The sequence below is a fragment of the Burkholderia sp. BCC1644 genome (assembly GCF_902833225.1).
Lineage (GTDB): Bacteria > Pseudomonadota > Gammaproteobacteria > Burkholderiales > Burkholderiaceae > Burkholderia.
This window is the reverse complement of record NZ_CADFEI010000001.1, coordinates 218,806-244,404: the sequence shown is the minus strand read 5'-3', so window position 1 is coordinate 244,404 and position 25,599 is coordinate 218,806. Positions and strand designations below refer to the sequence as shown.

The 25,599-nt window shown below is 67.7% G+C and carries 24 protein-coding genes; 9 read left to right on the top strand and 15 right to left on the bottom strand.

The window, feature by feature from the left end:
* The first annotated feature begins 5 nt into the window (after nt 1-5).
* The 3 genes from HWX87_RS01045 to HWX87_RS01035 all read left to right on the top strand — a co-directional run bounded on the left by HWX87_RS01045 (nt 6) and on the right by HWX87_RS01035 (nt 4,089).
* On the top strand, nt 6-1,778 hold the full coding sequence (locus tag HWX87_RS01045) for an iron ABC transporter permease (RefSeq protein WP_176045243.1): 1,773 nt from the start codon (nt 6-8) through the stop codon (nt 1,776-1,778).
* The gene (locus HWX87_RS01040; RefSeq protein ID WP_176045242.1) at nt 1,771-2,838 is read left to right on the top strand and encodes an ABC transporter ATP-binding protein; all 1,068 of its coding nucleotides are present in this window, start codon (nt 1,771-1,773) and stop codon (nt 2,836-2,838) included. The genes HWX87_RS01045 and HWX87_RS01040 overlap by 8 nt, the downstream gene beginning before the upstream one ends.
* Nucleotides 2,839-2,997: 159 nt before the next feature.
* Nucleotides 2,998-4,089, top strand: coding sequence for a porin (locus HWX87_RS01035; protein WP_176045241.1), 1,092 nt, complete (start codon nt 2,998-3,000; stop codon nt 4,087-4,089).
* Between the two features lie 145 nt (nt 4,090-4,234).
* Here HWX87_RS01035 and HWX87_RS01030 read toward each other — a convergent pair whose 3' ends face one another.
* Together HWX87_RS01030 and HWX87_RS01025 are read right to left on the bottom strand one after the other, a co-directional pair.
* Nucleotides 4,235-5,197: a zinc-binding alcohol dehydrogenase family protein gene (locus tag HWX87_RS01030; RefSeq protein WP_176045240.1), complete on the bottom strand. Its 963-nt coding sequence runs from the start codon at nt 5,195-5,197 to the stop codon at nt 4,235-4,237.
* 46 nt (nt 5,198-5,243) lie between these two features.
* Entirely contained in the window at nt 5,244-5,495 is a 252-nt protein-coding gene (locus HWX87_RS01025; protein WP_176045239.1) for a hypothetical protein, read from the bottom strand.
* Between the two features lie 95 nt (nt 5,496-5,590).
* Here HWX87_RS01025 and HWX87_RS01020 point away from each other — a divergent pair, with 95 nt between their 5' ends.
* Nucleotides 5,591-6,400, top strand: a complete 810-nt coding sequence (locus HWX87_RS01020) for a helix-turn-helix transcriptional regulator (RefSeq protein WP_176045238.1) — start codon at nt 5,591-5,593, stop codon at nt 6,398-6,400.
* Here the strand turns inward: HWX87_RS01020 and HWX87_RS01015 are convergent.
* The 8 genes from HWX87_RS01015 to HWX87_RS00980 all read right to left on the bottom strand — a co-directional run bounded on the left by HWX87_RS01015 (nt 6,391) and on the right by HWX87_RS00980 (nt 12,527).
* On the bottom strand, nt 6,391-6,585 hold the full coding sequence (locus HWX87_RS01015) for a hypothetical protein (RefSeq protein ID WP_176045237.1): 195 nt from the start codon (nt 6,583-6,585) through the stop codon (nt 6,391-6,393). The genes HWX87_RS01020 and HWX87_RS01015 overlap by 10 nt on opposite strands.
* The gene (hpaI, locus tag HWX87_RS01010; RefSeq protein WP_176045236.1) at nt 6,566-7,372 is read right to left on the bottom strand and encodes a 4-hydroxy-2-oxoheptanedioate aldolase; all 807 of its coding nucleotides are present in this window, start codon (nt 7,370-7,372) and stop codon (nt 6,566-6,568) included. The genes HWX87_RS01015 and hpaI overlap by 20 nt, the downstream gene beginning before the upstream one ends.
* Nucleotides 7,373-7,384: 12 nt before the next feature.
* Entirely contained in the window at nt 7,385-8,188 is an 804-nt protein-coding gene (gene hpaH, locus HWX87_RS01005; RefSeq protein WP_176045235.1) for a 2-oxo-hept-4-ene-1,7-dioate hydratase, read from the bottom strand.
* A 20-nt stretch (nt 8,189-8,208) separates the two neighbouring features.
* Nucleotides 8,209-8,601, bottom strand: coding sequence for a 5-carboxymethyl-2-hydroxymuconate Delta-isomerase (locus HWX87_RS01000; RefSeq protein WP_176045234.1), 393 nt, complete (start codon nt 8,599-8,601; stop codon nt 8,209-8,211).
* 93 nt (nt 8,602-8,694) lie between these two features.
* On the bottom strand, nt 8,695-9,543 hold the full coding sequence (hpaD, locus tag HWX87_RS00995; protein ID WP_176045233.1) for a 3,4-dihydroxyphenylacetate 2,3-dioxygenase: 849 nt from the start codon (nt 9,541-9,543) through the stop codon (nt 8,695-8,697).
* 47 nt (nt 9,544-9,590) lie between these two features.
* Nucleotides 9,591-11,054: a 5-carboxymethyl-2-hydroxymuconate semialdehyde dehydrogenase gene (hpaE, locus tag HWX87_RS00990; protein ID WP_176045232.1), complete on the bottom strand. Its 1,464-nt coding sequence runs from the start codon at nt 11,052-11,054 to the stop codon at nt 9,591-9,593.
* Nucleotides 11,055-11,076: 22 nt separating this feature from the next.
* On the bottom strand, nt 11,077-11,841 hold the full coding sequence (locus tag HWX87_RS00985) for a fumarylacetoacetate hydrolase family protein (protein ID WP_176045231.1): 765 nt from the start codon (nt 11,839-11,841) through the stop codon (nt 11,077-11,079).
* On the bottom strand, nt 11,838-12,527 hold the full coding sequence (locus tag HWX87_RS00980; protein ID WP_176045230.1) for a fumarylacetoacetate hydrolase family protein: 690 nt from the start codon (nt 12,525-12,527) through the stop codon (nt 11,838-11,840). The genes HWX87_RS00985 and HWX87_RS00980 overlap by 4 nt, the downstream gene beginning before the upstream one ends.
* A gap of 152 nt (nt 12,528-12,679) precedes the next feature.
* Here HWX87_RS00980 and hpaR point away from each other — a divergent pair, with 152 nt between their 5' ends.
* On the top strand, nt 12,680-13,120 hold the full coding sequence (gene hpaR / locus HWX87_RS00975; RefSeq protein ID WP_048245409.1) for a homoprotocatechuate degradation operon regulator HpaR: 441 nt from the start codon (nt 12,680-12,682) through the stop codon (nt 13,118-13,120).
* Nucleotides 13,121-13,175: 55 nt separating this feature from the next.
* Here hpaR and HWX87_RS00970 read toward each other — a convergent pair whose 3' ends face one another.
* On the bottom strand, nt 13,176-14,387 hold the full coding sequence (locus tag HWX87_RS00970; RefSeq protein WP_176045229.1) for an SDR family oxidoreductase: 1,212 nt from the start codon (nt 14,385-14,387) through the stop codon (nt 13,176-13,178).
* Nucleotides 14,388-15,038: 651 nt separating this feature from the next.
* Here HWX87_RS00970 and HWX87_RS00965 point away from each other — a divergent pair.
* From HWX87_RS00965 to HWX87_RS00950, 4 genes are all read left to right on the top strand, one after another.
* Nucleotides 15,039-15,383, top strand: a complete 345-nt coding sequence (locus HWX87_RS00965; RefSeq protein ID WP_176045228.1) for a DUF3564 family protein — start codon at nt 15,039-15,041, stop codon at nt 15,381-15,383.
* A gap of 402 nt (nt 15,384-15,785) precedes the next feature.
* Nucleotides 15,786-17,681, top strand: coding sequence for a penicillin-binding protein 2 (locus HWX87_RS00960; protein WP_176045227.1), 1,896 nt, complete (start codon nt 15,786-15,788; stop codon nt 17,679-17,681).
* A 169-nt stretch (nt 17,682-17,850) separates the two neighbouring features.
* Nucleotides 17,851-18,846: an arabinose ABC transporter substrate-binding protein gene (locus tag HWX87_RS00955; protein ID WP_176045226.1), complete on the top strand. Its 996-nt coding sequence runs from the start codon at nt 17,851-17,853 to the stop codon at nt 18,844-18,846.
* Nucleotides 18,847-18,865: 19 nt separating this feature from the next.
* Nucleotides 18,866-19,630 (top strand): SDR family oxidoreductase, encoded by a 765-nt coding sequence (locus HWX87_RS00950; protein ID WP_176045225.1) that lies wholly within the window; start codon nt 18,866-18,868, stop codon nt 19,628-19,630.
* Between the two features lie 82 nt (nt 19,631-19,712).
* Here the strand turns inward: HWX87_RS00950 and HWX87_RS00945 are convergent, their stop codons facing one another.
* The 4 genes from HWX87_RS00945 to HWX87_RS00930 form a co-directional block, all read right to left on the bottom strand.
* Nucleotides 19,713-21,428: a cation:proton antiporter gene (locus HWX87_RS00945; RefSeq protein WP_176045224.1), complete on the bottom strand. Its 1,716-nt coding sequence runs from the start codon at nt 21,426-21,428 to the stop codon at nt 19,713-19,715.
* Between the two features lie 208 nt (nt 21,429-21,636).
* Nucleotides 21,637-23,049 carry a cytochrome c gene (locus tag HWX87_RS00940; protein ID WP_176045223.1) on the bottom strand — a complete coding sequence of 471 codons (1,413 nt, stop codon included), beginning with the start codon at nt 23,047-23,049 and terminating at the stop codon, nt 21,637-21,639.
* On the bottom strand, nt 23,046-24,824 hold the full coding sequence (locus tag HWX87_RS00935) for a GMC family oxidoreductase (protein ID WP_039356901.1): 1,779 nt from the start codon (nt 24,822-24,824) through the stop codon (nt 23,046-23,048). The genes HWX87_RS00940 and HWX87_RS00935 overlap by 4 nt, the downstream gene beginning before the upstream one ends.
* Nucleotides 24,824-25,564 (bottom strand): gluconate 2-dehydrogenase subunit 3 family protein, encoded by a 741-nt coding sequence (locus tag HWX87_RS00930; RefSeq protein ID WP_176045222.1) that lies wholly within the window; start codon nt 25,562-25,564, stop codon nt 24,824-24,826. Before HWX87_RS00930 ends, HWX87_RS00935 begins: the two co-directional genes overlap by 1 nt.
* Between the last annotated feature and the right edge of the window lie 35 nt (nt 25,565-25,599).

The following is a 25,599-nucleotide window of genomic DNA, read 5'->3' as shown; positions in this document are numbered from 1 at the left end:
AACTCATGCTTTCAACCAGTACACGCGGAGCGGCGCCGGCCGTTCCGCCCTCTACCGGCCAGGGCAGCGCGATTCCCGCGCTGCCGGTCAACAGCCTGCAGCCGCTCGCCGGCATGCTGCGCTGGATCGTCGTCGCGGTACTGACCATCGCGGTCGCACTGCCGCTCGGCTTCATCCTGTTCCAGAGCCTGCTGTCCGCGCCGTTCTTCGACGCGAACAGGACGCTCGGCATCGAAGGTTTCCGGTTCATCTTCAGCGATCCCGACTTCTGGTCGGCCGTGAAGAACTCGTTCATCATCGCCGGCGGGATGCTGTTCATCTCGATCCCGCTCGGCGGCATCCTCGCGTTCCTGATGGTGCGCACCGACCTGCCCGGCCGCCGCTGGCTCGAACCGCTGCTGCTCACGCCCGTATTCGTGTCGCCGATGGTCCTCGCGTTCGGCTACGTGGTCGCGGCCGGCCCGGTCGGCTTCTACTCGGTGTGGTTCAAGGAACTGTTCGGGATGCAGAACGTTCCCTGGAACGTGTACTCGATCTTCGCGATCACGGTGATCGTCGGCCTCACGCACGTGCCGCACGTGTACCTGTATTCGTCGGCCGCGCTGCGCAACCTCGGCTCGGACGTCGAGGAAGCCGCGCGCGTGACCGGCGCCCGCCCGTTCCGCGTCGCGCTCGACGTGAGCCTGCCGATGACGATGCCCGCGCTGCTGTTCGCCGGCGTGCTCGTGTTCTTCCTCGGCTTCGAGGTGTTCGGGCTGCCGCTCGTGCTCGGCGATCCGGAAGGCCACCTCGTGCTCGCCACCTACCTGTACAAGCTGACCAACAAGCTCGGCGTGCCGTCGTATCACCTGATGGCCGCGGTCGCCGTGTGCATCGTCGCGATCACGTTCCCGCTCGTGCTGCTGCAGCGCCGCCTGCTGAAGACGGCAAACCGCTTCGTCACCGTGAAGGGCAAGGCCGGCCGCGCGACGGTGCTGCCGCTCGGCGTGTGGCGCTGGGTCGCGCTCGCGATCGTCGCGCTGTGGCTGATGCTGACCGTGATCGTGCCGATCTCGGGCATCGTGCTGCGCGCGTTCGTGACCAACTGGGGCGAAGGCGTCGCGCTCGCCGAGGTGCTCACGCTGTCGAACTTCATCGAGCTGTTCGAGCAGGACAACCTGGTGCGCGCGATCGTCAACACGCTCGGCATCGGCGTGATCGGCGGTGCGCTCGCGGTCGGCTTCTACTCGCTCGTCGCGTTCGCCGGCCACCGCCGCCCGGACTGGGCGACCAAGCTGCTCGACTACCTCGTGCTGCTGCCGCGCGCGGTGCCCGGCCTGCTCGCCGGCCTCGCGTTCCTGTGGATCTTCCTGTTCGTGCCGGGCCTGCGCGAGCTGAAGAACTCGATGTGGAGCATCTGGATCGCGTACACGGTCGTGTGGCTCGCGTACGGGATGCGGCTCATCCAGAGCGCGCTGCTGCAGGTCGGCCCCGAGCTCGAGGAAGCCGGCCGCAGCGTCGGCGCGACGCGCAGCCGCGTGTCGCTCGACGTGACGCTGCCGCTCGTGCGTTTCGGCCTGCTCGCCGCGTGGCTCCTGATCTTCATGATCTTCGAGCGCGAATACTCGACGGCCGTCTACCTGCTGTCGCCCGGCACCGAAGTGATCGGCGCGCTGCTCGTGTCGCTGTGGGCGACCGGCGCCGTCGACCAGGTTGCCGCGCTTTCTGTCATCAACATCGCGATGGTCGGCGCCGGTCTCGGCGTGGCCCTGCGCTTCGGAGTGAAACTTCATGGATAAGCTCATCGTCGACGATCTGCATCTCAGCTACGGCGCCAATCCGATCCTCAAGGGCGTGTCGTTCGAACTGAAGGCCGGCGAAGTCGTGTGCCTGCTCGGCGCGTCGGGCAGCGGCAAGACCACGCTGCTGCGCGCGGTGGCCGGCCTCGAACAGCCGTCCGACGGCCGCATCCAGCTCGACGACCGCATGTTCTTCGACGGCGCGAAACGCGTCGACCTGCCCGTCGAGCAACGCTCGCTCGGCCTCGTGTTCCAGTCGTACGCGCTGTGGCCGCACCGCACCGTCGCCGACAACGTCGGCTACGGGCTGAAGCTGCGCCGCGTCGCACCGGCCGAACAGAAGCGCCGCGTGCAGAGCGCGCTCGACCAGCTCGGCCTCGGCCATCTCGCCGAACGCTTTCCGCACCAGTTGTCGGGCGGCCAGCAGCAGCGCGTCGCGATTGCACGCGCGCTCGTCTACAACCCGCCGGTGATCCTGCTCGACGAGCCGCTGTCGAACCTCGACGCGAAGCTGCGCGAGGAAGCGCGTGCATGGCTGCGCGAGCTGATCGTGTCGCTCGGGCTGTCGGCCCTGTGCGTGACGCACGACCAGACGGAAGCGATGGCGATGTCCGATCGCATCCTGCTGCTGCGCAATGGCCGCATCGAACAGGAAGGCACGCCGGCCGAGCTGTACGGCGCGCCGCGCTCGCTGTACACGGCCGAGTTCATGGGCAGCAACAACCGGATCGACGCGCGCGTCGCGGCGGTCGACGGCGAACGCGTGACGCTCGCCGGCGACGGCTGGGAACTGCAGGCGCTCGCCCGCGACACGTTCGCGCCGGGCCAGGACGCGCAGGCCGTGATCCGCCTCGAACGCGTGCAGGTCACCGACGGCCCGGGCGCAAACCGGCTGCAGGCCGACCTCGTCACGTCGATGTATCTCGGCGACCGCTGGGAATACCTGTTCCATTGCGGCGAGATGCGCCTGCGCGCGTTCGGCCACGTGCCGCGCGCGGCCGGCAAGCACTGGATCGAATTCCCGGCCAACGACTGCTGGGCGTTCGCGAAAGCGGGCTGACCCGGCCGCGGCGGCTCACATGCCGCCGCATCTGTACTCCGCGCGCATCCCGCCATGCAACGACACGCCTGTCCGGCGGACGCATAACCGCGTCCGCCGCGGCCGGTTGCGCGCCGCCCCCGTTTCACCCCACCCACAAGAATCAAGGAGACACCGTCAATGAAGTCACGCGCAGAACGTTCCCTTCGCGCCGCCGTCCTGACCGGATCGGCCGCCGTCGCCGGCCTCGCGGCAGGCGCCGCGCACGCGCAGTCGTCGGTCACGATGTACGGGATCATGGATGCCGGCATCGAATTCACGAACCATGCGGCGCCGGAAGGCGGCAACTCGGTCAAGCTCAAGTCGGGCAACAAGAACACGTCGCGCTGGGGCCTGCGCGGCGTCGAGGATCTCGGCGGCGGGCTGAAGGCCGTGTTCCGCCTCGAAAGCGGGATCGACCTCGCGAACGGCGCATTCGACGACGGCCCCGACTCGATCTTCGCGCGCCGCGCGACGGTCGGCCTGAAAAGCAAATGGGGCGAACTGACGCTCGGCCGCAACTACACCGTCACGTACGACTACATGCTGCCGTTCGACCCGATGGGTTACGCGCAGAACTACTCGTGGGCCACGTCGTCGATGGCGACGGGCGGCCGCAAGGACGGCATGTTCACGCGCTCGTCGAACGCGGTGCGCTACGACGGCGAGTACAGCGGCTTCAAGTTCGGCGCGATGTACGGCTTCGGCAACGTGCCGGGCAGCGTCAAGACCAGCTCGAAATACGACGTCGCGGTCGGCTACGAGAAGGGCCCGTTCGCGGCGGTCGTCACGTTCGACCGGCAAAACGGCGCGGCCGACAGCGTCACGCCGGCCGATACCGTCAACTACATCCAGGGCATCCACGCGGGCCTGAGCTACGACTTCGGCAACCTGAAGACGATGGCCGGCTATCGCAACTACAAGCGCACGTTCCACACCACGGCGGCGAACCAGTTGAGCGACACCTACTGGCTCGGCGGTTCGTACCAGTTCACGCCGGCGTTCTCGCTGATCGCGGCCGTCTATCACCAGAACGTCAAGGGCGGCAGCGATGCCGATCCGACGCTGGTGTCGATGCGCGCGAACTACGCGCTGTCGAAGCGCACGGTGCTGTATGCGGCCGGCGCGTTCGCGATCGCGAAACACGACCAGAAGGTCGGCGTGTCGCGCGATTTCGCGGGATATGGCACCACGCAGGTCGGTGTCACGGCGGGGATCCAGCAGCGGTTCTGAGTTTGGCGCGATGGGTGGCGACCGGCGTCTTTCACCCGGCGTCGCCCTTTTACCCCAAGCGCGGCGGCATGACGGCGAATGACCGAATGTCGCCGCGCGGCTCGACCATCGAGCAATGTCCGGCAGGCTGTGGTTCGCTTGCCGCTCACTCGTCGCGCATCGTGAACACCGGACGCACGAGACTGTTCGCATCGCTCCAGTGTTCGCCGACATCCGACAGCGGCACCGTGCGCGTGTCGATCGCCAGACCCGCCGGCCCGGCCGCGTCGAACACACCACGCACCGACGCCAGCAAGCGCGGCAGCGACACGCTGCCGATGCCACTCCCCATCAGCTCGATTGCCGTCGCCCGCAGCACGGCGCCCGGCAGCAGCACGTCCGCGCCGCCGATCGAGCCGATCTGCACGAAACGCAGCCGGCGGCCATCGGGCGTCGCCTTCGCGGCGGCAACCAGCAACGCCTGTGCGCTGGCCCCCCACAGATAGTCGAGCGCGACATCCACGCCTTCACGGAAATGCGGTTCGAGCGCACGCGCCAGATGCGCATCGTCCTGCTGCAAAGACACGACGGCATCCGCACCGGCATTCAGCAACGCCTGCAACGCAGCCGCGTTGCGACCCGTCGCGATCACCTTCGCGGCGCCGAGATGCTTCGCGATCCGCACCGCCAGCCGCCCCGACGTACCCGTCGCACCATTGACGAGCACCGTCTCGCCCGCGACGAGCCGCGCGCGTTCGGTCAGCGCCGCCCACGACGACATCCCCGGAATCGCGATCGCCGCGGCCGTAACGTCGTCGAGCGTGTCCGGGAGCAGCACGCACTGCGTATCGGGCGCGATCGTGCGCTCGGCCATCGCGCCGAACGGCGCAAGCGCACCGAAGAAATAGACACGTCGACCATCGTCGAGGCGGCCAACGCCGTCGACGCCGACGACGAACGGATAGCGTGCATCCGACGAGTAGTGCTTGCCGGACGCACGCGCCTGCGCGATCCGGCTCAATGCGGACGCCGTCACGTCGATCAGGCTGTGGCCCGGCATCGCGCGCGGCGTATCGAATTCCATATGAACGGGATGCTCGCCGGCGCCCGTCACGACTGCTGCTTTCATGGTGACTCCTTGATTCGGGGATCTCGATCGACGGTTCCGGCGCACATCAGCGTGCGTCGAGCCACGCGCGCAGTGCGGGATCGCGCACTTCCAGCACGTCGAACAGGCCGAGCGCCCGCAGCGCGGGCAACGCGTCGATCGCGTCGGCCTCCGCACGCGCCCGGTCGGCCGGTGCCGCGTTCGGGTCGGTCAGCACACGCGCGTTGACCAGGAACGCGCCGACGGTCCCCTTGCGGATCGTCGTTCCGCCGGTTTCAATCTGGTCGGCATGGTCGGGAAGCATCTGTTCGGCTCGCATCGCGTCGTACTCCAGTTGTCATCGATGGACGCAGTGTAGGCGTGCGAAGCCGGCCGATCTCCGGTATAACTGCCATTTGATACCGATATCCGGCCATGTCCGATCCACTCCTGCCCGCCCGATTCATCACGTCCGACGATGGCCCGTTCGTGGTCGCCGCCGTGCTGTCGCAACGCGACCCGCGCATCACGCCGCCGCATGCGCATGCGCGCGGCCAGCTCGTCGGCGCGCTGAGCGGACTGCTGACGATCGGTCTCGACGATCAGGACTGGGTCGTGCCAGCGATTCATGCGATCTGGATTCCGCCGCATTGCCGGCATTCGCTGCGTTCGTTCGGGCCGATTGCCGGTTGGTCGGCGTTCGTCGCCGAAGCGCGTTGCGCGGCACTGCCCGCCGCGCCGCGCGCGATCCGCACGACGCCGCTGCTGCGCGAAGCCGTGCAGCGCGCGGCCAGTTGGGGCGATTCGGAACTGGATGCCGCGCAGACGCGGATCGCCGACGTGATCCTCGATGAAATCGCATCGTCGGAAGTCGAGGCGCTGGGGCTGGTCAGGCCGCAGGACCCGCGGCTGATGAAGATCACCGATGCGCTGGCCGCGGATCTCGCGGACAACCGGCGGCTGGAGGAATGGGCCGAATGGGCCGGGATCAGCGCGCGGACGATGAGCCGTCGCTTCGTCGCCGAGACGGGGCTGACGTTCGCGCAGTGGCGTCAGCAGGCCAGGTTGCTGCGGGCGCTGGAGAGAATCGCCGATGGCGTGTCGGTGACGACGATCGCGCTCGATCTCGGGTATGACAATGTGAGCGCGTTTATCGACATGTTCAGGCGAGCGCTCGGAACGACGCCGGGAAGGTACATGGACGTGGCAAGGTCGTCAGCCGAAACAATGGGAAGTCAGTCGTAACCCATCCGCAGGGCTTGTGCCTGCGCACTCAATTCCGTCATCGCATCCGGGATGACATTCGACGCAAGCGAGGCCATCCGGTCCCTTTGCGAAACCTTGTGCCGGTGCTCCGGTTCGACGGGCAGTACTTCTGCTTTGCTTGCCATATCGGTCACCACACGTCGCTCAATACGTCGTGTCGCCATTCTTTTCCTGCGGTCGAGATACCCCCTTGAATTGCGCCGCCAACCGCTCCGCACTCCTCGCCAGCAGCGTCGTATCGACCCCGACCGCGACGAACAGCGCGCCCGCTTCCAGATAGCGCCGCGCGGCCGCCTCATCCGCACTCAGAATCCCCGGCGCCTTGCCGGCTGCCTTGATCGCACGGATCGCACCGTCGATCGCAGCCTGCACGTCCGGATGCCCCGGATTGCCGAGATGCCCGAGATCGGCCGCGAGATCCGCCGGCCCGATGAACACGCCGTCGACGCCCTCGACACGCGCAATCGCATCGATCGCATCGAGCCCCGCGCGCGTCTCGACCTGCACGAGCACGGCCATCTCGTCGTTCGCGCGGTGCAGGTAGTCGTCCACCCGGTTCCACCGCGACGCGCGCGCCAGCGCACTCCCTACGCCGCGAATCCCGTGCGGCGGGTAACGCGTCGCCGCCACGGCCGCGCGCGCTTCGTCCGCGCTCTGCACCATCGGCACGAGCAGCGTCTGCGCGCCGAGATCGAGCACCTGCTTGACGATCACCGGATCGTTCCACGGCACGCGCACGACCGGATGCGACGGATACGGCGCGATCGCCTGCAACTGCGCGAGGATCGTCGGCACCGTGTTCGGCGCATGCTCGCCGTCGATCAGCAGCCAGTCGAAACCGGCACCCGCGACGACTTCGGCGCTGTACGGATTCGCGAGCCCGAGCCACAGCCCGACCTGCGCGTCGCCGCGCGCCAGCGCGGCCTTGAAGACATTCGACGGAATCTGCATCGTTCGCTCACCTCACTCGAAGTAGCACTGGATCGTCCCGAGCGGGCCGTAGTCGACGCTGAACGTGTCGCCCGGCCGCGCCGCGCACGGCCGCGTGAACGAGCCGCCGAGCACGATCTGCCCCGGTTCCAGCGCGACGTCGAAGCGCGACAGCCGGTTCGCGAGCCACGCGACGCCGTTCGCCGGATGGTTCAGCACGCCGGCCGCGACACCCGTTTCCTCGACCACGCCGTTGCGCGACATGATCGCCGCGACCCAGCGCAGGTCAACGTCCTGCGGTTTCACGGGGCGCCCGCCGATCACGACGCCCGCATTCGCCGCGTTGTCGGCGATCGTGTCGAACACCTTGCGCGGCCGCTTCGTATCGGGGTCGATCGACTGGCTGCGCGCGTCGATAATCTCGAGCGCCGGCACGACGTAATCGACCGCGTCGTACACGTCGAAGATCGTGCAGTTCGGGCCCGACAGCCGCTTGCCGAGCACGAACGCAAGCTCGACCTCGACGCGCGGCACGATGAAGCGGCCGGTCGGGATCGTGCCGCCGTCCGCGAAGAACATGTCGTCGAGCAGCGCGCCGTAGTCGGGCTCGTCGATCTGCGACGAGTTCTGCATCGCTTTCGACGTGAGGCCGATCTTGTGTCCTTTCAGCGTGCGGCCTTCCTCGAGCTTGAGGGTCACCCACGCGCGCTGGATCGCATACGCGTCGTCGATCGTGATGTCGGGATGGTCGAGCGAGATCTGGCGGATCTGCTTGCGTTCGCGCTCGGCGTCGTGCAGACGCTGCGCGAGCTGGTCGATGATGGCGGGTTCGAGCATGGTCGGATCGGGAATGGGGTTCAGCCGGCCCGCTTGTAGCGGGCGTGGATGTTGTTGTGCTTGTACGAGCCGCTTTCGCTGAACTCGGTCAGTTCCATCGACAGCGCGAGGTAGCGTTTCGCGTAAAGCTCGGCGAAATGCGCCTTGATCGCGTCGAACAGCGCGTCGCACGCGGCCTTCTTCTGCGCGTCGGTGCGGCCCGAGCCGATCTTCAGCATCACGTGGACGAATGCGTCGTCCTCCGCGCCGTCGGCGACACAGTAGTCCTGCAGCTCGATCGCGCGCGAACGGATGCCGCCGGTCGGGAACACGCCGTCCTGAGCGATCAGCGTCGCGTTGATCGTGCGCAGCAGCGCGGGAATGCGCGCGTCGTCGCGGATGTTCGCGGTGTATTCGACGACGATGTGAGGCATAGCTATTCTCCTGTCGACCCGAGTTCGCGCTTTGGCGCTTACTCGGGCCCCATGCATGGCAGTCGGATTCGAGTGCGGGGCGGCCCGCGGCACTCAGGCCAGCGGGAAGATCGCGTTGATCTGCCCGGTGCCCGAACTCGCGAAATAGTCGGTGACGATCTCGACCGGCTTGTCGTAGCGGTCCCAGCCGAGCAGCCCGAGCAGCATCGCCGTGTCGTGCATGCCGCCCTCGCCGTGGCAGTGCGTGTTGTACTCGGGCAGCATCGCGCAGAAGGTCTTGAAATCGCCCTGCTTCCACAGCTCGACCACGCGCAGGTCGACCTGCCGGAAGAATTCGCGGCTGATCTGGTGGATCGATTCCTCGGGGCTGCCGTTGTCGTTGAAGCGGTGCGACAGCGAACCGCTCGCCAGGAACGCGACGTTCGAATCGCTCTTCTCGATCGCTTCGAGCAGCGCCTCGCCGAAGCGGCGGCTCTCGTCGAGCTGATGCCACATGCACCAGCCGGCGATCGACACGACCTTGAAATGCTGGTCGCCGTTCATGTAGCGCATCGGCACGAGCGTGCCGTATTCGAGTTCGAGGCTGTCGATCTCGTGCGCGCGCGTCGCGACGCCACGCGCGCTGGCCGTCTCGGCGATCAGCCGGCCGAGCGCCGGGTTGCCCGGATACGCGTACTCCATGTCGCGGATGAAATGCGGCAGCTCGTTGCTCGTGTAGGTGCCCGAGAACCGCGCATTGCAGTTCACGTGATAACCGGCATTGACGAGCCAGTGCACGTCCGACACGACGATCGTGTCGACGCCGAGCGCGCGGCAGCGCTCGCCGATCAGCTGGTGGCCGCGGATCGCCGCTTCACGGCAGCCGTGATGCCTGCCGGGCAATTCCGACAGGTACATCGACGGCACGTGCGTGATCTTCGCGGCGAGGGACAGTTTGCCCATCGTTAAGTCTCCATGATTCTTTCGAGTGGCGAGGCGCCCCGCGCCCGTCACACGCCCCAGCGCGGGATGTGATGCAAACCCATCGAGATGCACACGTTCTTGATCTCCGCGAACACCTCGAAACTGTACTCGCCGCCCTCGCGCCCGGTACCCGATTCCTTCACGCCGCCGAACGGCTGGCGCAGGTCGCGCACGTTCTGGCTGTTCACGAACACCATCCCGGCCTCGATCCCGCGTGCCAGACGATGCACCTTGCCGACATCCTGCGTCCAGATGTACGACGCGAGTCCGTACGCCGTGTCGTTCGCGAGCCGCAGCCCTTCGTCTTCGTCCTCGAACGGGATGATGCAGGCGACCGGCCCGAAGATTTCCTCCTGCGCGATGCGCATCCGGTTGTCGACGTCGGCGAACACGGTCGGGCGCACGAAGTTGCCGTTGCGCAGATGGTCGGGCAACCCGGCCGGCTTGTCCGCGCCGCCCGCGACCACGCGCGCGCCTTCCTGCTCGCCGATGCGGATATAACCCGTCACCTTCTCCCAGTGCTGGCGCGTGATCATCGCGCCGAGATTGGTGGCCGGATCGGCCGGATCGCCGACCACCAGGTTGTTCGCGCGACGCGCGAATTCCTGCACGAAGCGGTCGTAGATCGTGCGCTGCACGAAGATCCGCGAACCGGCGGTACAGCGTTCGCCGTTGATCGAGAAGATCGTAAACAGCGACGCGTCGAGCGCGCGATCGAAATCGGCGTCGTCGAACACCAGCACCGGCGACTTGCCGCCGAGCTCCATCGAATACTTCTTGAGACCGGCACGCTCCATGATCCGCTTGCCGGTGACGGTGCCGCCGGTGAACGACACCGCACGCACGTCCGGGTGACGCACGAGCGCGTCGCCGGCCGTTGCGCCGTAGCCCTGCACGACGTTCAGCACGCCGGGCGGGATGCCGGCTTCGAGCGCGAGCCGGCCGAGCTGGTCGGCCGTCAGCGGCGACAGCTCCGACATCTTCAGCACGGCCGTGTTGCCGAGCGCGAGACACGGCGCCGTTTTCCACGTGGCCGTCATGAACGGCACGTTCCACGGCGACACCAGTGCGCACACGCCGACCGGCTGGTACAGCGTGTAGTTCAGCATCTGGTCGTCGACCGGATATGTGCGACCGTTCATCTGCACGCACACTTCCGCGAAGAAGTTGAAGTTTTCGGACGCCCGCGGAACCAGCTGCTTGCTCGTCTGCGCGATCGGCAGGCCGGTGTCCTGCGTCTCCAGCGCCGCGAGCATCGGTACGTTCTTCTCGATCAGCTCGCCGAGCCTGCGCATCAGTTTGGCGCGCTCCTTCGCAGGCGTGTTCGCCCATTTCGGGAACGCTTCCTTCGCCGCGCGCACGGCCGCGTCGACCTCGGCCTCGCCGCCCGACGCGACGTCGGTGATGACATCGCCCGTCGCGGGGTTCAGCGTCGTGAAGGTCTCGCGGCTCTCGACTTCGCGGCCGCCGATCCAGTGCTTGATGGTCATGTGCTCTCCTTGGGCGACGGGCTCAGCCGGCGCGATAGTAGTCTGCTTCGCCGACGATCGTGTTCACGAGCCGGCCAATCCCTTCGATCTCGGTCACGACCTCGTCGCCCGGCTTCGTGTCCGCCAGCCCCTCGGGCGTGCCGGTCAGGATCAGGTCGCCCGGCGAGAGCGTCATGAAGCCGCTGATGTGCTCGATCAGCGCCGGCACGTCGAAAATCATGTCGCGCGTGCTGCCGCGCTGCGTCTCCTGGCCGTTCACGGTCGTGCGCAGCATCAGGTTGCCCGCATCGCCGATCTCGTCACGGCTGACGAACCACGGCCCGAGCGGCGTGCAGGTGTCGCGGTTCTTCACGCGCAGGTTCGGGCGGTAGTAGTTCTCGAGATAGTCGCGGATCGCGTAGTCGTTCGCGACCGTGTAGCCGGCCACGTAGTCGAGCGCCTGCGCGCGGCTCACGTTGCGCGCGGGCCGGCCGATCACGACGGCCAGTTCGCACTCGTAGTGCATGTGCGTCGCATCCGCCGGACGCACGGTGCGCGACCGGTGGCCGACGAACGTATTCGGCCCCTTCAGGAAGATCAGCGGCTCGCTCGGCGCCTTGAATGCGAGTTCCTTCGCGTGGTCGGCGTAGTTCAGGCCGAGTGCGAACGTCGTGCGCGGCGCGACGGGCGGCAGCCACGACACCACGTCCTCGGCGACCACGCGCCCCGTATCGAGGCGGATCATGCCGTCGCCGGCCGGTTCGGCCGCATGCAGTGCACCGTTGTAGATCACGCGCGCCGTCTTCATCGTGCTTCCTCCGCAATCAGCGTATGCCGCAACGTGCCGATGCCGGCGGCCGAAATCTCGATCGTGCTGCCCGCACGGGCGCGCGGTGCGCCGCCCGCGACGCCGAGCAACAGCACGTCGCCCGCGTCGAACGACATGAAAGCCGTCACGTCAGCGATCAGTTCGCGCACCGGGCGAATCAGCGTGGCGGTCGACGCGGTCACCGCCGCCTCGCCGTCGATCCGCACGGTCAGGCCGATCGCGTCGACGTCGCCAAGCGCGGCAGCCGGCACGATCGCCGGACCCAGCGGGCAGAAGCCGTCACGGCACTTGAAGCGCACGGCCGGACGGTAGTAATCGGGATGCGGGACCGACACGTCGCTCGCGAGCGTGAAGCCGTGCACGTAGTCGAGCGCCTGCGCGGCCGGTACGCGCGTCGCGCGCCGGGCGAACACGACGGCCACCGATGCGCCGATCTCCAGCGCATCGACACCGGCCGGCACGATGACGGCCGCGCCGTCGGCCGCATGCGTGTTGGCGGGCTTGATATAAAGGATCGGCGCCTGCGGCGGGCGGCCGTAAGGCGGTGCGTTCACGGCATCGCCGAGCGCGTCGAGCGCCGCGCGCTCGTTGAGCAGCGCGCCGTAGACGGTACCGATGGCGACCGGCAACGGCGGCGCCGCGGCGGTCGTGCAAGACAGCTCCATGCGTCATTCCCCTGCCGCGCGTCGCGGCGCATCGTCAATAGTTAATATCTTAAGTAAACAATCGAGCGCTGGCAACCTCGATTACCCTGAGATGCGAAATTCATCACCTTCGGCTGTTAAGATTGATGCGTCCCCGTCCTTTACCCTCCCCGATGAACCGTACGCTCGACCATCGCAACCTGGCCATGCTGCTGCTCGAGGCCCGCGAAACGCTGATGGGTCTGTTTCGGCCCATTCTCAAGGAATTCGCGCTGACCGAACAGCAATGGCGGATCATCCGCGTGCTCGACGGCGAACCGGCGCATGCGCTCGAAGCGGGACAGATCGCCAGGCGCTGCTGCATCCTGAGCCCGAGCCTCACGGGCGTGCTGGAACGGATGGAGCGCGACGGCCTGATCACGCGCACGCGCGCGCAGGAAGATCAGCGCCGGCTGCTGGTCAGCCTGACGCCGCAAAGCAGGAAACTGGTGACGGAAATCGGTCCGCGCATCGACGAGCAGTACCGGCAGCTCGAGTCGCGCTTCGGCCAGGACGGCCTCGAAGACATCTACCGCGCGCTCGACCGGCTCATCGAGCTCGGCGGCAACACGTGAACACGGCGCCCGCTCCCGCCAGCCGCGGGAACGGGCGCCGGTGCAGCGCGGGCGATCAGTGCAGCACGCCGCGCATCAGCTCGGTCACGGCCACGCCGCGCGACGTGCGCATGCACTCTTCGACGTAATCGATGAACGGCAACGGTTCGAAATCGATTTCGTCGCGCACGCGGCGGTTGTCGAACACACGATCGACCGTCGCGAATTCCCCGCAGCGCTGCAGCGCCCGGCCGATCACGCGCTCGAGTGCCGGATCGGGGCGTCCGAGCACGTCGCGCACCACGAGCGGCAGTTCGGCCGGCGCGCACGCCGCGTAGCGCGGCGCCCCGGTCATCCCCGCCGCCTCGTCCATCGCGCGCACGATCTGCGCCACCTGCGGCGCCTCGTCGCCGGCCGACACGTGATAGACGTCGTGCGCGAGCGTCGGCTTCACGGCCAGCAGCATCGTCGCGCGCGCCACGTCGTCCACCGACACGATGTCGATACGCGTCATCGGCCGAGCGGTGAAGCGGCGCGCGGCGTGCGCGAGCCGGAACATCCAGAACGAATTCGGCGCGGGCCGCGTGCCGAGCACCGTGTGGCCGACCACATGCGACGGCCGCACGACCACGAGCGGCAGTCCGAGCGCGCGCAGGCGCTGTTCGGTTTCGGCCTTCGCGTGCAGGTAGCCGGCCGCGAGTACCGCGCCCGGCAGGCCTTCGTCGTCGGGCGCCGTGTCGTTCGCCACCTCGCCCGCCGCCTGTTCCTGCACGATCCCGCCGCGGCCCGCATGCGCATAGGCGGTGCCGACGTACACGAAGCGCTGCAGGCGCGGCGCGCGCGCGAAGCGTTCGGCGAAATGCACGGCATCGGCGATGTCGGCCCGCAGGTGCGCGCCGTCGGCCGGCGATGCATGGCCGGCGCAGTGAATCACGTGCGTCGCGCCGGCGAGGCGCGGTGCATCGGCGCCGTGCCACACGTCGCCGAGCGCGCCGACGATCACGTTCGCCTCGGTCAGGCGCGACGCCCAGTACGGGGCGAGCCCCGCGCGCAGCGCCGCTTCGCGCAGCCGCGCGACGGCGTGGCCGCGATCCTGCGCACGCACGACGCACACGATGCGTTCGAGCAGCCCTGCATTGACGAGCGCCGTCAGCACGGTACTGCCGATGAAGCCGGTCGCGCCGGTCAACACCAGCCGTCCGACGTTCGCCGCCGCGACCGGTGCGCTGGCCGGCGACACGAGGCTCGTGCGCCAGTTGAGCGACAACGCGGTTTTCCAGATCAGCACGATAGTCTCCTTCGAAGAATCGGCCGGGCGGCGCGGCGCCCGCGGTTGCGGACTGCGCACGGCTCGCCGGCCGGGCCGGGGCTGACGCGCGCCCTGGCAGTCCCGATCGGGCATGCGGCCTGCGATCACGTCGATCGCGTCTCTGGCACGAGGCGGAGGCAGCCGCCGCGGACGGGCGTCCACGGCACGGGATCGGGATGTTCCCAGTGTGGGGCCCGACCGAATGCAAGTCTGTTCCGAAAGTTTCGTGAAAGTGTGCCGATTTGTACGCGATTGTCGGAGTGTGTCGTGCCGGCCGCGCCGTCAACACGCTGAAACATCCCGCTGGCCGGCGCTCGGACTGGGTCATGTCGCATCCGCCGGCGTAGCCTCGGATGGCCGATCGCGCGCGACAGATCGACGCGCCCTGGTGCCATGTCATCCCATGTCTCGAACGTCATCGACGCGTGCGCCGGCACGGCAATCGCCGGTGACGCCCGCTATTGCGTGGCGCTCCGGAATGACCACGAATCGTCAGACGTCGTTTCATCTGAAACCGCAATAGACTCAATACGGATTTATTGCGGATTAACACTTGCGTTTCACACCAGTCTATCTAGACTGATCAAGTCAAAACGGTCGAATGTGTCATTTTTTTAGGAGACGATCACAATGCGCCTCACCATTCGGATTAATGGCAGCGAATCGGCAACCCGGCATGCCTTCGCGGTTCTGTGGGTCGATACCGACGAGGGGCTGTGGTCGCGCGAGGCACATCAGGGCATCGATCTTCCGACCTGGGGCAAGGTCCGCGACGTCGAGGGCGCGATGGCGCTCTGCGCGGCCGATAGCGGGAATGCCGTCTGCCAGTTGAAGGGACTGTCGTTCGATGCGATGCAGCGCGAACAGGGCCCCGCCGTACTCGCCGGCGATCACGCCGGTGCATGGCGGCTGCAGGAAGTCGATCGCTGCACGACCCAGCCGGAATACCGGGAATTCATTTCCGTCGCCCGCTAGCATTCATTGACGTAAATCGTCTGCGGTTTTCGGGTTTATTCCAGCATCGGTGATATTCATTTCGATATTCAGTATTAACGACGCCCCTTTTCGGGGCGTTTTTCATTTTCCGGCATAAAGAAATAATCGAGGTCCGGGCAATTGATCACGCCGCGTCGACGGCCGCGATCGACCGGCCCTGGAGCGACGCGTGGCCGAGCGCTCGCCCTCGTCTCAAGACTGACCGCTCCCCCCCGCTTCGGCCGCGTACTTCCTCCCCTGTTTCCGCATGCGGCCGACTCGCCGTTTGACGTTTTTTCACGGGGCCGGAACACACTTTCCCCACACGGTGTTTACTCGTTTATTACAATCGCATTATCCAGACTGATTTGCCGCCGTCGGGCGGCCCGAACCGGCCATTGCATGAGCGTGAAAAAGAAGACCCACCCCGCCGATCCATACTCGGCCGCGACCAAGAATCCGATGCTTGCGTCGCGTCTGCCGATGTGGCGCTCGCGGTTCATCGTGATCATCGTGTTCCTTGCATTCGCCGCGCTGATCGGCCGCGCCTTCTGGGTGCAGGTCGCGAACAAGGAGTTCTACGTCGGCCAGGGCCAGAAACGCTACCAGCGCACGATCGAGCTCGACGCGACGCGCGGGCGCATCGTCGACCGAAACGGCGCGATGCTCGCCGTCAGCCTGTCGACCTATGAAATCTGGGCGAACCCGAAGCAGGTCGCCGACACCGACTACCCGCAGATCTCGAAACTGCTCGACATGCCGCTCGTCGAGGTCAAGCGGCGCCTCGGCAACGACAAGACGTTCGTGCTGCTCAAGCGGCAGGTCGACGCCGACACCGCGGGCAGGCTCGACAAGCTCGCGATCGACGGCGTCACGCAGATCGCCGATTCGAAGCGCTTCTACCCGGAAGGCGAATCGGCCGCGCACGTGGTCGGCTTCACGAACGTCGAGGACAAGGGGCAGGAAGGCGTCGAGCTCGCGGCGAACGCGCGCCTGGTGGGCACGTCCGGGCAGCGCGAGGTCATCCGCGACCGGCTCGGCCGCATCGTGTCGGATACGCGCCCGCTCGTCCCGGCGCAGCATGGCGCGACGATCGAACTGACGATCGACCGCCGGATCCAGCAGCTCGCGTTCAGCCAGCTCAAGGCAGCCGTGGTCGAGAACAACGCGGTGGCCGGCAGCGTCGTGGTGCTCGACGCGCAGAACGGCGAGATCCTCGCGCTCGCGAACTACCCGACCTTCGACCCGAACGACCGCGCCCGCCTCACCGGCCAGCAGTTGCGCAACCGCGCGGTGATCGACACGTTCGAACCGGGCTCGACGATCAAGCCGCTCGTGGTCGCGCTGTCGATCGACGAACGCAAGGTCACCCCGAACACGATCATCAACACGTCGCCGGGCACCTACAAGATCGGCCCGGCCGTGATTCACGACACGTCGAACCACGGGTCGCTGACCGTCTCGCAGGCGCTGCAGAAGTCGAGCAACGTCGCGCTCGCGAAGCTGGCGCTGAACCTGCCCGCCGAAACGATCTGGAACAAATACCAGGAGTACGGGATCGGCCGCGCGCCGGAACTGACGTTCCCGGGTGTCGCGTCGGGCCGGCTGCGCGGCTACAAGCGCTGGCGGCCGATCGAGCAGGCGACGATGGCGTACGGCTACGGCCTGTCGATGTCGCTGCTGCAGATCGCGCAGACCTACACGGCCTATGCAGGCGACGGCACGCTGCACCCGGTGTCGCTGCTGAAGAACGGCACCGACCAGCAGACGATCGACGCGCATCGCGGCCACCGCGTGACGTCGCCGCAAACGGCCGCGGCGATCCGCTCGATGCTCGAGATGGCGGTGGGCGAAGGCGGCACGGGGCGCCGCGCGCGCGTCGACGGCTACCGGATCGGCGGCAAGACCGGCACCGCGCGCAAGCAGGTCGGCGCGACCTATGCGAAGGGCAAGTACCGTGCGCTGTTCGCGGGGATGGCGCCGATGAGCAATCCGCGCCTGATCGTCGCCGTGATGATCGACGAGCCGCGCGGCAAGGGCTACTACGGCGGCACGGTGGCCGGCCCGGTGTTCGCGTCGGTCACGAGCGGCTCGCTGCAGCTGCTCGGCGTGCCGCCCGATGCGCCGGTCGAGCCCGAGAAGAATGCGCCGCCGAAGGCGGTTGCGCCGCAGAAGACGGTCGCAGCGCCGAAGTCCGCGGCCCCGGCCAGAACGGCCGCCTCGCAGAAACCGTCGGCACCGCTCGAGACGGCCGCGCAGTCCGGCACGTCCGCGCCGGCGAGGGCCGCTGCGAACTGACGACGCCGTACGGGCGATGCCGCATGCGCATCGCCCATTCCCCCGCTTTTATCCCACTCTCTAGGAACGCTCCGCATTATTTGAGCGTTCCCGCCGCGTCCTCCTACAATTTTCGCGCGCCGCAGGCGGCCTTGCCTGCGCGCCGGACTACAACAACGGAGAGAGACGCATGCGATTCCACTGGAAAACGCTCGTGCTGGCCACCGCGAGCGTCACGCTGCTGGGCGGCGCCCCGGCCCGGGCCGCCGATGCCGCCGACGTGAAAATCGGCTTCCTCGTCAAACAGCCGGACGATCCGTGGTTCCAGGACGAATGGCGCTTCGCCGAGCAGGCCGCGAAGGAAAAGCACTTCACGCTGATCAAGATCGCGACGCCGAGCGGCGAAAAGGTGTCGACCGCGCTCGACAGCCTCGCCGCGCAGAAGGCGCAAGGCGTGATCGTCTGCGCGCCCGACGTGAAGCTCGGCCCCGGCATCGCGGCGAAGGCGAAGCGCGCGGGGATCAAGCTGATGTCGGTCGACGACCAGCTCGTCGACGGCCACGGCGCGCCGCTCCCGGGCGTGCCGCACATGGGCATCTCCGCGTACAAGATCGGCCAGCAGGTGGGCCAGGCGATCGCGGACGAAACGAAGCGGCGTGGCTGGAATCCGGCCGAGGTCGGCATCATCCGGATCGCCTACGACCAGTTGCCGACCGCGCGCGAACGCACGACCGGCGCGGTCGATGCGCTGAAGGCCGCCGGCTTCCCGGCCGCGAACGTGATCGACGCGCCCGAGATGACGGCCGACACCGAAGGCGCGTTCAACGCGGCGAACATCGCGCTCACCAAGCATGCGAATTTCAAGCGCTGGGTCGCGTTCGGCTCGAACGACGATACGACGGTCGGCGCGGTACGCGCCGCCGAGGGGCGCGGCATCGGCGCGGACGCGATGGTCGCGGTCGGCATCAACGGCAGCCAGGTCGCGCTCAACGAATTCGCGAAGCCGAAGCCGACCGGCTTCTACGGATCGATCCTGCTGAATCCGCGCCAGCACGGCTACCAGACGAGCCTCAACATGTACGACTGGATCACGAAGAACCAGGCGCCGCCGCCGCTCGTGCTGACGTCCGGAACGCTGATCACGCGCGACAACGAGAAGCAGGCGCGCGCCGCGCTCGGCCTGTGAGCCTGCCCCAGGAGCCGACATGACACGCACCACCCTCGTGACGGGCGCCGCCGGCGGCATCGGCCAGGCGCTATGCCGTACCTTCCTTGCGGCCGGCGACCGCGTGCTCGCACTCGATCGCGACCGCGCGTCGCTCGACCGCTTCATCGATACGCTCGGTGACGCACGCGCGACGGCGGTCGTCGACGACCTGACCGACGCCGAACAACTGCGCTCGATGCTCGAGGCGCATCCGCCGGTCGACGTGCTCGTCGCGAACGCGGGCACGGCCGCATCGACCACGCTGCGCGACACGACGCCCGCCAGCTGGCGCACCGATCTCGATGCAAACCTGACGGCCACCTACGTGAGCGTCGAAGCCGTACTGCCCGGCATGCGCGCGAGCCGGCGCGGCGCGATCGCGATCATCGGTTCGGTGAACGGCGTGCACGCGCTCGGGCATCCGGCCTACAGCGCGGCGAAGGCCGGGCTGATCAGCTACACGAAATCGCTCGCGATCGAGTACGGCCGCGACGGCGTACGCGCGAACATCGTGCTGCCGGGCACGGTGAAGACACCCGCGTGGGAAGCGCGCGTGCAGCGCAACCCGCAGGTGTTCGAGCAATTGAGGAAGTGGTATCCGCTCGATGATTTCGCTACACCCGACGACGTCGCGCAGGCTGCATTGTTCCTGTGCTCGCCGGCCGCGCGGATCATCACCGGCGTCGCGCTGCCGGTGGATGGCGGCCTGCTGGCCGGCAATCGCGTGATGGCGCAGGAACTCACGCTCGAGACGTTCTACTGATCGATCGTGACGAAACCCGTGGGGCCGGCGGCCGCCCGGGCCGCCGCGCCCTGCCCGGTGCGCGGCGCGATGCCGCGCGCCGTCAATGCGCGGCCGCGACCGGCTTCACCATCCGGCCGAGCACGTGCTCGGTCATCCCGCGTGCGAGTTCGGTCTCGCCCATGAACACGGTGCCGATCCCTTCATGCGACAACAGCGCGGCCTCGTCGCCGCTGTTCGTGCACAGCACGACCTCGAGCGTCGGGTTGAGCGTGCGCGAAATCTCGACGATCTGCCGCACGTCGAACACGTCCGGCAGCGTGACGACCAGCATCCCGGCGCGCGCGATATGCGCCTGCACGAGCACGATCGGCTCGATCGCGTCGCCCGACACGGCCGCGATGCCGTCCGCGCGCAGCTTCTCGACGAGTTCGCGGTTCTGCTCGACGACGACATACGCGATCCCGCGCTCGTCCAGCGCATGGGCGATCCGCGTGCCGACCTTGCCGTAGCCGACGATCACGACCTGCCCGGTCAGGTGTGTCTGCGGCGTCGACATCGGCAGCGCGGCGAGCGGATCGTCACGCGCCTCGAGCTTGCGCGCGAATGCCGAATGCTTGCGGATCCACGCGAGCGCCGGATCGATCATCGCGAACAGCAGCGTATTCATCGCGATCGAGATCAGCGCGACGGCCAGGATCAGGCTCTGCCCCTCGGCCGACAGCAGCCCGAGCGCCCGGCCGAGCCCCGCAAGGATGAACGAGAATTCGCCGATCTGCGCGAGGCCCGCGCCGACCGTCAGCGCGGTGTTCAACGGATAGCGGAACGCGATCACGAGCGCGACGGCCGCGAGTGTCTTGCCGACCAGCACGATCGCCGCGACCTCGATCACGTGCAGCGGTTCTTCAATCAGCACCTTCGGGTCGAACAGCATCCCGACCGAGATGAAAAACAGCACCGAGAACGCGTCGCGCAGCGGCAGCGTCTCGTCGGCCGCGCGCCGGCTGAATTCCGACTCGCGCATCATCATCCCGGCGAAGAACGCCCCGAGCGCGAACGACACGTCGAACAGCTTCGCCGCGCCGAACGCGATGCCAACCGCGGCCGCGATCATGCACAGCGTGAACAGCTCGCGCGAACCGGTGCGCGCGACGAGCCACAGAATGCGCGGGAACACGCGCTTGCCGACCACCAGCATCAGCGCGATGAACGCGGCGACCTTCAGCATCGTGACGCCGAGCGTGCCCCACACGCTGCCGCCGGCCGCGTGTGCGTCGCCGGGCGGCGTGCCGCCGAGCAGCCCCGCGACGGGCGGCAGCAGCACCAGCACGAGCACCATCACGAGATCCTCGACGACCAGCCAGCCGACCGCGATGCGCCCGTTGACCGTCTCGACGAGCCCGCGCCCTTCGAGCGCGCGTAGCAGCACGACGGTACTCGCGACCGACAGCGCGAGCCCGAACACGAGCGCCGCGCCGAGGCTCCAGCCCCACGTCAGCGCGAGCCCGCCGCCGAGCAGTGTCGCGACGGTAATCTGGACGACGGCGCCCGGCAGCGCGATCTTGCGCACCGCGAGCAGATCGCCGAGTGAAAAATGCAGGCCGACGCCGAACATCAGCAGCATCACGCCCACTTCCGCGAGCTGCTGCGCGAGCGACAGGTCGCCGACGAAACCGGGCGTGCCGGGGCCGATCACGATCCCGGCAAGCAGATAGCCGACGAGCGGCGGCATTTTCAGCAGTGACGCGAGGTAACCGAAGATCATCGCGAGACCGAAACCGGCCGCGAGCAACGCAATCAGGCTGACGTCATGAGGCATCCCCCCTCCCAAGTTCTTGTAACTATTTAGTAAGGTTCAAGAATGGAAGGATAAGGGATGAGGCGGAAGAATGGCGCGCGGCCGCGAAAATTTCACGCGGCGGCGCGCCTTTGCGGGGTGCAACCCCGGCACAACGACCGGCGCCGCCCGACCTGGCCGGCGCCCTGAAACAGGTTGGACAGGCGGGGCCGGCGCCCCGCCGCCCGCGTCAGCGCGACGCTTGCGGGAACCGCGCGCCCGGCGGCGGTTCGGGCCGCGTCGACGGCACGCTCTTGCGCACCTTCGCGACCTGCGCGGCCGTCACCGGCGCGCCCGTGTTGCCCCAGCTCGTGCGCACGAAATTCGACACGTCCGCGACTTCCTGGTCCGACAGGCGCCAGCCGAACGGCGGCATCGTGAAGGTCGACGGCGCGGTGCGCGTCCCCTCCAGCGCGCTGCCTTCCAGCACGACGTGGATCAGCGAGGTCGGATCGTCGCCCTGCACGACCGGGTTGCCGGCAAGCGCCGGGAACACGCGCGTGTAGCCGTGGCCGTCGCTGCGGTGGCAGGCCATGCAGTTGTCGCGATAGACGGCCGCGCCCGGCTTGCTCGCGTCGCCGGCCTGCAGCGCCTTCGCGGCAGCCGCGTCGTACACGTGCGGCTGCTCGCCCTGCACGCGCGGCGGCAGCGTCTTCAGGTAGCGCGCGATCGCGTTCAGGTCATCGTCGGTCATGTGCTGCATGCTGTGGCCGACCACGTCCGTCATCCCGCCGAATGCAGCCGTGCGCAGCGTGCGGCCCGTCTTCAGGAACTGCACGATCTCGGTTTCGTTCCAGGTGCCGAGGCCCGTGCGCGGCTCGCCGCGCAGGCTCGTCGGCACCCAGCCGTCGATCGCCGCGCCGCCGGCCAGGAAGTCCAGGCCGTCCGAATCGGTCAGCCCGCGCTCCTGCATGGTCGGCGCGCGCGGCGTGTGGCATGCGCCGCAGTGGCCGAGACCCTGCACGAGATACGCGCCGCGCGCGACCACCGGATCGGTGTACGGCGCCGCATCGAACGGCTTCGGCGTCGGCGCGAACATCTTGCGCCAGATCCCCAGCGGCCAGCGCATCGACAGCGGCCACACGATGTCGACCGCACGGTTCTCGTGCTCGACGGGCGCGACGCCATGCATGAAGTACGCGTACAGCGCCTTCATGTCGTCGTCGGTCAGGCGCGCATACGACGGGAACGGCATCGCCGGATACATCGTGTCGCCGTTCTTGCGCACGCCTTCGCGCACCGCGCGCGTGAAGTCTTCGTAAGTCCAGCCGCCGAGGCCCGTCTTCGGGTCCGGCGTGATGTTCGTCGAGTAGATACCGCCGATCGGCGTGTCGAACTTCAGCCCGCCCGCGAACGGCTTGCCGCCGCTCGCGGTATGGCACGCGATACAGTCGCCGGCGCGCGCGAGGTATTCGCCGCGCTTGATCAGGTTCGCGTCGGCGGACCGGGCTGCGGGTGCGGCCGCCGGGCCGGAAGCCGCTGCGGGCGCGGCCGGCTGCGCAAACGCCATCGGGCCCGCGAAGCCGAGCGCGGCCCAGGCCGCACCGGCCGCCAGCGCGCGCGACATCCGGCGCGCGACGTTGTGGTTCATCGTCCTCTTCATACGGTCACCAGCGGGGCGGGATTTTTCAGGTATTGCTCGCGGATCGCGCGTGCCGACCAGTAGGCCAGCGCCGCGATGATCCCGGTCGGGTTGTAGCCGATGCCCTGCGGCAGCGCCGACGCACCCATCACGAACACGTTGTGCACGTCCCAGCACTGCAGGTAGCGGTTCAGCACGCTCGTCTTCGGGTCGGTGCCCATGATCGCGCCGCCGACGAGGTGGGTCGTCTGGTACGCGCGCGAATCGAAGTGCTTGCCGAACTCGCGCGTCGACACGCTGATCGCCTTCGGCCCCATCGCTTCCGCGATCTTCTTCATCTGCCCGGTCACGTATTGCGCCATCTTGATGTCGTTGTCCTTCCAGTCGAACGTCATCCGCAGCAGCGGCTGGCCGTACGAATCGCGATAGGTCGGATCGAGGTCGAGGTACACGTCGCGGTACGACATGTTGGTGCCGTGCGCGTCCATCGAGATCGTGTGCGCGTAGTTGTCCTTCACGGCCTTCTTCCACGCGGAACCCCACTGCGGCGTACCGGGCGGCGTCGCGATGCCGCTGATCGGCTTCACGCCGGCCTGGTTCACCCACAGCGGCGAGCCGCCGACGAAGCCGAGCGGGCCGTGGTCGAAGTTGTCCGCGTTGAAATCGTCCACCGCGACGCCGTTGCCGCCCGCGCCGATGAACGGGTTCGTGTAGGTGTCCTTGTCGAAGAACGCCTTGATCGTCGACAGGTTCTGGTACGCGAAATTGCGGCCCACGACGCCCTCGCCCGAGATCGGGTCGTACGGCTTGCCGATGCCCGACAGCAGCAGCAGGTGCACGTTGTGGTACTGGAACGCGGCCACGATCACGAGATCGGCCGGCTGGTGCACTTCGCGCCCGGCCGGGTCGACGTAGGTCACGCCCGTCGCGCGCTTCTTCGTGTCGTCGAGATCGACGCGCAGCACATGGCACTTCGAGCGCAGCTCGAAGTTCGGCGCCTGCTTCAGCGCGGGCAGGATGTTCAGGTTCGGCGACGCCTTCGAGTACATGTAGCACGCATAGCCGCTGCAGTAACCGCAGAAGTTGCACGGGCCCATCTGCACGCCGTACGGGTTCGTGTACGGGCCCGACGTGTTCGCCGACGGCAGCCGGTACGGATGCAGGCCGAGCGACTTCGCGGCATCGGAGAAGCGCTGCGCCGAATACGTATTGAGCTGCGCGGGCAGCGGGAAGTTGTCGCTGCGGTTCGCTTCGAACACGTTGCCGTCGCCGACCACCTTGCCGCCGACCTTGTACGCCTGACCCGACGTGCCGAACACCTTCTCGGCGAAGTCGAAATGCGGCTCGAGCTCCTCGTAGGTCACGCCCGTATCCTGGATCGTCATCCCTTCGGGGATGAACTTCCTGCCGTAGCGCTCTTCATAGTGGCTGCGCAGGCGCAGCTCTTCCGGCGTGATCCGGAAATGCACGCCCGACCAGTGCAGCCCCGCGCCGCCGACGCCTTCGCCCGGCAGGAACGCGGCGAGCTGCCGGTACGGCAGCGCGGTGTCCTGCAGGCCGTGGCGGATCGACACGGTCGTCTTCGACAGGTCGAGGAACAGCTTCTTGCGGATGTTGTAGGTCAGCTCGTCGATCGTGTTCGGATACGCGCCGTCCGGATAGGTATCGCGATATTCGCCGCGCTCGAGTGCGACCACGTTCAGGCCCGCTTCGGTCAGTTCCTTCGCGAGAATCGCGCCGGTCCAGCCGAAGCCGACGATCACCGCATCGACATGCGGCTTTTTCTCTGCGGCCATCAGCTGCGCTCCCCGTTGATCGAGACGGGGCCGTACGGATAGGGCTTGCCGCTCTGGTTGACGAAATCCATGAAGTCCGCACGCGCGCCCGGAAAGCCGATCATCTTCCACGCGGCCATGTCGTGATTGCCGCCGTGCACCGGATCGCAGAAATAGCCTTCGCGCGTGTTCTGCAGCAACTGGCCGAAGAACAGGCCGGGCGGCACGTCGTCGATCTGCGCGCCGCCCTTCTCGAGCGCGCCGAGCACGGTGTCGCGCGTCGGCGCATCGAGATCCGCGAACGCCTTGCCGTGCGTCTTTTCGCAATAGCGGTTAACGGCCGCGATGCCGAGCCGGTAGATGTCGCGCGGCACCAGCTTCAGCTGGTAGCCGAGTTCGGGCACGCCCTCCTGGAACGGCCCCTGCATGTACCACGTCGCGCCGTGCGCATACGGCGTCTCCATCTGGCGATCGATGAATTCGGGCACGCCCGATTCGAGCGCGCCGGGGCCCTCGGCGTCGGCCGGGATCAGCCGGTCGACGGCGGCCTGGACGAACGCCCACTCCTTCGCATCGAAGAAGGTCGGCTTGTACGGGGCGCGTTCGGCGCTGGACGAGGCGGCAGGTGCGTTACCGGCCGTCGTCGCGGACGGCGACGACGAGCGCAGGTCGCAGCCGGCGACCGACGCGATCGGCACGAGCGCGACCGACGTGCGCAGGAAACGGCGGCGCGAGTTGGGTTTGTCAGGTGGCGTGGACATGGTCGGGTGTTGATCGTTGGGGATCGGGGTCCGGA

Excerpts from the sequence above, each read along its gene's own strand:
- HWX87_RS00960 (WP_176045227.1), top strand. The coding sequence starts at position 15,786 with ATGAGCGTGAAAAAGAAGACCCACCCCGCCGATCCATACTCGGCCGCG.
- HWX87_RS01000 (WP_176045234.1), bottom strand. The coding sequence starts at position 8,601 with ATGCCTCACATCGTCGTCGAATACACCGCGAACATCCGCGACGACGCG.
- HWX87_RS00940 (WP_176045223.1), bottom strand. The coding sequence starts at position 23,049 with ATGAAGAGGACGATGAACCACAACGTCGCGCGCCGGATGTCGCGCGCG.
- HWX87_RS00935 (WP_039356901.1), bottom strand. The coding sequence starts at position 24,824 with ATGGCCGCAGAGAAAAAGCCGCATGTCGATGCGGTGATCGTCGGCTTC.
- HWX87_RS01035 (WP_176045241.1), top strand. The coding sequence starts at position 2,998 with ATGAAGTCACGCGCAGAACGTTCCCTTCGCGCCGCCGTCCTGACCGGA.
- HWX87_RS00950 (WP_176045225.1), top strand. The coding sequence starts at position 18,866 with ATGACACGCACCACCCTCGTGACGGGCGCCGCCGGCGGCATCGGCCAG.
- HWX87_RS00955 (WP_176045226.1), top strand. The coding sequence starts at position 17,851 with ATGCGATTCCACTGGAAAACGCTCGTGCTGGCCACCGCGAGCGTCACG.
- hpaH (WP_176045235.1), bottom strand. The coding sequence starts at position 8,188 with ATGCTCGAACCCGCCATCATCGACCAGCTCGCGCAGCGTCTGCACGAC.
- hpaI (WP_176045236.1), bottom strand. The coding sequence starts at position 7,372 with ATGCAGATTCCGTCGAATGTCTTCAAGGCCGCGCTGGCGCGCGGCGAC.
- HWX87_RS01020 (WP_176045238.1), top strand. The coding sequence starts at position 5,591 with ATGTCCGATCCACTCCTGCCCGCCCGATTCATCACGTCCGACGATGGC.
- HWX87_RS01015 (WP_176045237.1), bottom strand. The coding sequence starts at position 6,585 with ATGGCGACACGACGTATTGAGCGACGTGTGGTGACCGATATGGCAAGC.
- hpaR (WP_048245409.1), top strand. The coding sequence starts at position 12,680 with ATGAACCGTACGCTCGACCATCGCAACCTGGCCATGCTGCTGCTCGAG.
- HWX87_RS01025 (WP_176045239.1), bottom strand. The coding sequence starts at position 5,495 with ATGCGAGCCGAACAGATGCTTCCCGACCATGCCGACCAGATTGAAACC.
- hpaE (WP_176045232.1), bottom strand. The coding sequence starts at position 11,054 with ATGACCATCAAGCACTGGATCGGCGGCCGCGAAGTCGAGAGCCGCGAG.
- HWX87_RS00945 (WP_176045224.1), bottom strand. The coding sequence starts at position 21,428 with ATGCCTCATGACGTCAGCCTGATTGCGTTGCTCGCGGCCGGTTTCGGT.
- HWX87_RS00965 (WP_176045228.1), top strand. The coding sequence starts at position 15,039 with ATGCGCCTCACCATTCGGATTAATGGCAGCGAATCGGCAACCCGGCAT.
- HWX87_RS00985 (WP_176045231.1), bottom strand. The coding sequence starts at position 11,841 with ATGAAGACGGCGCGCGTGATCTACAACGGTGCACTGCATGCGGCCGAA.
- hpaD (WP_176045233.1), bottom strand. The coding sequence starts at position 9,543 with ATGGGCAAACTGTCCCTCGCCGCGAAGATCACGCACGTGCCGTCGATG.
- HWX87_RS01045 (WP_176045243.1), top strand. The coding sequence starts at position 6 with ATGCTTTCAACCAGTACACGCGGAGCGGCGCCGGCCGTTCCGCCCTCT.
- HWX87_RS01040 (WP_176045242.1), top strand. The coding sequence starts at position 1,771 with ATGGATAAGCTCATCGTCGACGATCTGCATCTCAGCTACGGCGCCAAT.
- HWX87_RS00980 (WP_176045230.1), bottom strand. The coding sequence starts at position 12,527 with ATGGAGCTGTCTTGCACGACCGCCGCGGCGCCGCCGTTGCCGGTCGCC.
- HWX87_RS01030 (WP_176045240.1), bottom strand. The coding sequence starts at position 5,197 with ATGAAAGCAGCAGTCGTGACGGGCGCCGGCGAGCATCCCGTTCATATG.
- HWX87_RS00930 (WP_176045222.1), bottom strand. The coding sequence starts at position 25,564 with ATGTCCACGCCACCTGACAAACCCAACTCGCGCCGCCGTTTCCTGCGC.